At 67.3% G+C, this 5,114-nt stretch carries 5 protein-coding genes; 4 read left to right on the top strand and 1 reads right to left on the bottom strand.

What is annotated here, in order from left to right; translation table 11 throughout:
• Window positions 1-172: 172 nt before the first annotated feature.
• Window positions 173-1,387 (top strand): hypothetical protein, encoded by a 1,215-nt coding sequence (locus ON45_RS20460; RefSeq protein ID WP_040496616.1) that lies wholly within the window; start codon window positions 173-175, stop codon window positions 1,385-1,387.
• A 55-nt stretch (window positions 1,388-1,442) separates the two neighbouring features.
• On the opposite strand, the gene ON45_RS20455 is transcribed toward ON45_RS20460, so the two are convergent.
• Window positions 1,443-2,213, bottom strand: a complete 771-nt coding sequence (locus ON45_RS20455) for an endonuclease/exonuclease/phosphatase family protein (protein ID WP_040496614.1) — start codon at window positions 2,211-2,213, stop codon at window positions 1,443-1,445.
• Between the two features lie 119 nt (window positions 2,214-2,332).
• On the opposite strand from ON45_RS20455, the gene ON45_RS20450 reads away from it, so the two are divergent.
• The 3 genes from ON45_RS20450 to ON45_RS20440 all read left to right on the top strand — a co-directional run bounded on the left by ON45_RS20450 (window position 2,333) and on the right by ON45_RS20440 (window position 5,053).
• Window positions 2,333-2,947 (top strand): YggT family protein, encoded by a 615-nt coding sequence (locus tag ON45_RS20450; RefSeq protein WP_040496612.1) that lies wholly within the window; start codon window positions 2,333-2,335, stop codon window positions 2,945-2,947.
• Between the two features lie 61 nt (window positions 2,948-3,008).
• A complete protein-coding gene (locus ON45_RS20445) occupies window positions 3,009-3,392 on the top strand; it encodes an HNH endonuclease signature motif containing protein (protein WP_040496610.1) in 384 nt (127 codons plus the stop codon).
• Window positions 3,393-3,460: 68 nt separating this feature from the next.
• A complete protein-coding gene (locus ON45_RS20440) occupies window positions 3,461-5,053 on the top strand; it encodes an AMP-binding protein (protein WP_040496608.1) in 1,593 nt (530 codons plus the stop codon).
• The last annotated feature ends 61 nt before the right edge of the window (window positions 5,054-5,114 follow it).

Below are 5,114 nucleotides of genomic sequence, written 5' to 3'. Positions count from 1 at the left end.
CCGAGCCGATCCGCGTCAACCACGGACCCTCACCCACGCCCGACAGCAGGAATGCAACGATCAGGAAGAAGAGCAGTGCGCCGAATTGATCCGGTCCCGGCATCCACCGCCATCTCCTGCTCACGGGCACAGACTAGGCGCCGGCCCTCCGCGGGCGAACTAGCTTGACACCATGACCGACACAACCTCGAGCGATGATGTCCCACCCGGAGACGGCGCCGTGGCCGAGGATGGCGCTGCTGTCGACGAACCGGCGACGACCTCGGAGGAGACCCGAGGGCGACGAATTCCCGCAATCCTCATCGCCGTCGCCACGGTGCTCGCCATCGTCGCCACGCTGACCACCTGGGTCAAGACGCAGGCGCTCGACACCGACGCCTGGGTCGAGGTCAGCGATGAGTTGATCGCGGAGCAAGAGGTCCAGGAAGCGTTGGCGGTGTACCTCGTCGACCAGGTCTACGAGTTGCTGGACGTACCTGCGGAGATCGAAGGCACACTCCCTCGCGACCTGCAGGGGTTGGCCTCCATCGCCGCCGCGGCGCTCCGCGATCCGGCGACCAGCGGCGTCGAGCGGCTCGTCGCCTCCGATCGCTTCGCGCTCGTGTGGGAGCGGGTCAATCGCACTGCGCACCAGGCCATGGTGCGGACGCTCCGCGACGAGAATCGCGAGGGAATCTCCTCGAGCGACGGGGCCGTCACCCTCGAACTCGGTGAACTGTTGACGCAGACCGCGACCGACCTCGGGCTGTCCGGTGACCGACTCGAGGACCTGCCTGCCGATGCCGGCAGCATCACGATCTTCTCCGCCGCTGCGCTCGCCGACGCGCAGACCGCTGTGCAGATCCTCGACTTCCTGTCGTGGTTCGTGTTCCTCGTGGTCGTCCTGCTGTACGCACTCGCGGTGTACCTCGCGGTCGGACGTCGGACCCAGACCATGCGCAATGTCGGACTCAGCCTCGCCGCGGCAGGCGTGATCATCCTCCTCCTCCGCGCGATCTCGGTCGATCTCGTCGCCGGAGCGGTCGTGAAGGAGCCGAGCAACGAACCGATGGGTCAAGTGGTGGTGTCGATCGCCACGAGCCTGATCGCGCAGACCGCGTGGACCGGAATCGTCATCGGATTGATCATCGCCGTCTGTGCATGGCTGCTCGGGCCGAGTTCGTGGGCGGCGAATGCGCGTCGTGTCACAGCCCCGTTGACGAACGTGTCCACCGGTGTGTTCGTCGGCGGCTCCGTGGTCCTGGCGCTGCTGCTGTGGTGGTGGAACCCGGGCAACATCTTCGACCGCCTCGTCACCGGAGTGACCGCGATGGTCCTCCTCGGAGCCGCCCTGGTCACCCTCCGCACCAGGAACCGGGCCGCAAGCACGACCACCCCGGCCGACTGATCCGTCACCCGACTGCGCTCGCGTCGCTTCGGCCGGAATGTCGCCGGTCGGTCGGTCAGAGTTCGAGGCGGACCCAGAGGGGGCGATGGTCGCTCGCGGCGATGCCGTGGACCACTCCACGATCGATCGGGGTGAGATCGCGGGCGTAGATGTGGTCCAAGGCGAACTCTCGCCCACCGCGACGCAGCGTCGGGTCAGCGCCGACGGACACCCGGGTTGCACCCGCAGTGGCCATCGCGGCATCCACCGCGGCGACCCCACGCCGGGTCATGGTGTTGAAGTCGCCGCCGGCGACCATCGGGAGATCTGCCCGACGTTGATCGACCCGGGCGATCGCATCGAACTGACGACGGCGCTTCGGGGGGCTGAGGGTCGGGACCTCGGCGTGCACGCTCCACACGGCGACCGAACTCGACCCGACCGACGCCACCGCACCCACGACGAGCCGCTCCTGGCCCTGCACCGCCGAACGGTGCGGCAGCACGAACGCATCCTCCCTCGACAGCGGCCACCTCGACAGCACCGCGTTGCCGAAGCTCCGTCCCGTCTGGCGATGCGGACCGAGCGAGGCGAAGACGTAGTCGGCACCGATCTGCCGGGCGATCCGTTCGGTGCCCTCCTCGTCCATCTCCTGCAGCAGGATCAGATCCGCAGCACGCAATGGTTCGGCCGTTCCGAGCGCTTCTGCCGCCGCCTCCACCTCCACCCCGAACTGGATGTTCCACGAGACGACGCACAGTTCCCCGGTCGGGTCGCCGAGCGCATCGACATGAGAACCTCGGTGGAGCACCGGCTGAGCGCCGGGATCGCGCCGGGAGTTGGCCATGGTCCATCATGACGGATGAGGGAGCAACATGGCCGCCACAGCGCCCGCGACACGAACTAGGTTCGGCCCGGCGCGAACGATTCACACGCGACCGAACCCGACGACGAGAGATCACGACGATGACCAACCCCAGCCAGTACGGAACCCAACCTGCCGGCCAGTACGGCACGCAGGCCGAACCACCAGATCACCACCAGGCCAAGCGGGTCATCGCACTCGGCGCACGGTTCGTGGGCTACCTCGTGTACTTCTACATCATCGTCGTCGAGATCTTCCTGCTGTTCGGCTTCCTGCTGCTGCTCTTCGGTGCGAACTCGTCGGCGAGTTTCGCCGCGTGGATCTACCGCAACCTCGATCGGGCGATGGATCCGTTCCGCGGGATCTTCACGCCGATCGAACTCGGCACGACCAGCGGCAACGAGGTCCAGTCGGTGTTCGACACGTCGATCCTCTTCGCCATGATCGTGTACGCGATCCTGGCGATCGCCGTACATGCCTTCATCCACTGGCTCACGGTGCGGCTCCACAAGCTCGACCAGGCGGAACACGAGGACCAACTGCGCTACGAGAACCAACTCCTGCGCGATGCGTTGGCTCGGTCGACCGAGCTGCCTGCGGATCCGACTCCGGTGAACGCACAGCAGCCACCCCGCCCGCCCCCGCCGGCGCAACCGCCGGCCGCCCAGCAGCCCACGCAGCAGACACCGGGACAGCCGCCACAGCCCGGGATCTGACACTCGCTCCGGACGCGGCGTTCGACGATTGACGGGTGCGACTTCGGGGTACGCGTTCCGCATGACCTCCGAGAGCTCCACAACCGATTCGACCGTGGTCGATGTCCTCGCGCGCTTCACCGACGACGGCTGGACGTCCAACCACGTCGCCCGGCCGGGCGCGGTGATGAAGTGCGGCAACTGCGGGAAGGAGACACCGACGACCGAGTTGGACGTCGATGCGCTCCACCGAGTCGAGGGAGACTCCGATCCCGACGACATGCAGATCGTCCTCGGGATCGTCTGTCCTCGATGCGACACACGCGGTGCCGTGGTGGTCGCCTACGGACCGTCGGCGCCGGAGACCGACGCCGAGTTCCTGGTCGATCTCGACCTCGACGGCCGCGACGACCCGGTCGCCGTCGACCCGGATCCGAGTGAATCGGCGGAACCGGGACCCGAGTAACGTCCATCGGGCTGGAGGTACTGCCCGATGGACATCACACCACACACCGACGCCGAGCAACACCGACCTTGACGGAGCGGGCCACCTCCCTGGTCGACCTCGCCAAGCGGACGGGTCTGCTCGACCCTCGTCGGATTCCGTCGCTCACCGCGGCGACGGCGCGGTGGGGGCCGACGATTGCGGCTCCGTTCACCGCTTCAGCCCTGAGCTCACCCCGCGGCACGGCGATCATCGACGATCACGGTCCGATGACCTTCGCCGATCTCGATCGGAACTCGAGCCGCCTCGCGACGGGACTGCACGGCATCGGGCTCGCTCGTGGCGATCGGCTCGGCCTCGCGTGTCGCAACCATCGCGACTTCGTCGAAGTGACGGTCGCCGCGGCCAAGGCCGGCGTCGGCGTGGTCTACCTGAACACCAGCTTCGCGGCTCCGCAGATGGCCGAGGTACTCGCACGCGAGGACATCGCCGCGGTCGCGATCGATGCCGAGCTGCTGCATCTCGTCGACACCGACTCGGTGACGTTGCCGATCATCGTGACGGCTCGCTCCGGTGACGACCTCGGCGACCTCGAGGGTCGCGATCTGCACACGCTGACTTCCGTGCGCGGTGCGGGCTCACGTTGGCGTCCGCTGCGCGCATCGTTGCCGGTACCACCCGTCCTGCTCACCTCGGGCACCACGGGAACGCCGAAGGGTGCCCAACGGAGCAATCGTGTCGACCCGTCAGGCGCCGCGTCCGTCATCGACCGGATTCCGTATCGGTACGACGACATCGTCGGGATCACGTCGCCGCTCTTCCACGCGTGGGGTCTGGCGCAGCTGGCATTGGCATCCACATTGGGCGCGACCGTGGCGCTCACGACCACGTTCGATGCCGAGACCACGCTCGCTCAGATCGAGCGCGAGCGGATCACCGTGCTCGCCGTCGTGCCGGCCATCATCCAACGACTCCTCGCGTCGGCATCACTCGACTCGACCGACCTGTCGTCCCTTCGGGTCGTCGCTTCGAGTGGCTCCGCGCTTCCGGTTCCGGTCGTCGAGGAGTGGTTCGACCGGGTCGGGCCGAATCTCTACAACCTCTACGGATCGACCGAGGTCGGCCAGGCCACGCTGGCCACTCCCGATGACCTGGCCGCCGAACCCGCAACCGCAGGGCGACCGCTGGCGGGTTCCACGATCGCGATCCTCGACGATTCCGGCAACGAAATCGGGCCCGGCGCGGTCGGTCGGATCTTCGTCGGCAACGGCGCCCAGTTCGACCGATACACGGGTGGAGGCGGCAAGGAGATCGTCGACGGGTTGATGGCATCGGGCGATGTCGGATATCTGACGCCCGAAGGTCTGCTGTTCGTCACCGGACGCGCGGACGACATGATCGTGAGCGGGGGCGAGAACGTCTTCCCGCAGGAGATCGAGGACCTCCTCCTCACGCACCCGGAGATCAGCGACGTCGCCATCGTTGCGGTCGACGACGACGACTTCGGGCAGCGGTTCGCGGCGTACGTCGTGAAGCCACCGGGATCGCGCTTGTCATCGTCGGCCGTCAAGCAGTGGGTCGGCGATCAGCTCGCGCGTCACAAGACCCCGCGTGACGTCCACTTCGTCGACGCACTCCCGCGCACCGAAACCGGCAAGATCCGCCGCAATCAGCTCGGCTGACCGTCCCGAAACCGGCAACTCGTGAACCGTTCGCGCACGGAGCGCCGGAACTGATCACGAG

The sequence above is a fragment of the Ilumatobacter nonamiensis YM16-303 genome (genome assembly GCF_000350145.1).
GTDB classification, from domain to species: Bacteria; Actinomycetota; Acidimicrobiia; order Acidimicrobiales; family Ilumatobacteraceae; genus Ilumatobacter_A; species Ilumatobacter_A nonamiensis.
Note: the sequence above shows the minus strand (reverse complement) of the source record. Positions and strands in the feature narration are given on the sequence as shown.

What these genes read in the sequence shown, in the direction of transcription:
- ON45_RS20455 (WP_040496614.1), bottom strand. Translation starts at nt 2,213, where the DNA reads ATGGCCAACTCCCGGCGCGATCCCGGCGCTCAGCCGGTGCTCCACCGA.
- ON45_RS20450 (WP_040496612.1), top strand. Translation starts at nt 2,333, where the DNA reads ATGACCAACCCCAGCCAGTACGGAACCCAACCTGCCGGCCAGTACGGC.
- ON45_RS20460 (WP_040496616.1), top strand. Translation starts at nt 173, where the DNA reads ATGACCGACACAACCTCGAGCGATGATGTCCCACCCGGAGACGGCGCC.
- ON45_RS20445 (WP_040496610.1), top strand. Translation starts at nt 3,009, where the DNA reads ATGACCTCCGAGAGCTCCACAACCGATTCGACCGTGGTCGATGTCCTC.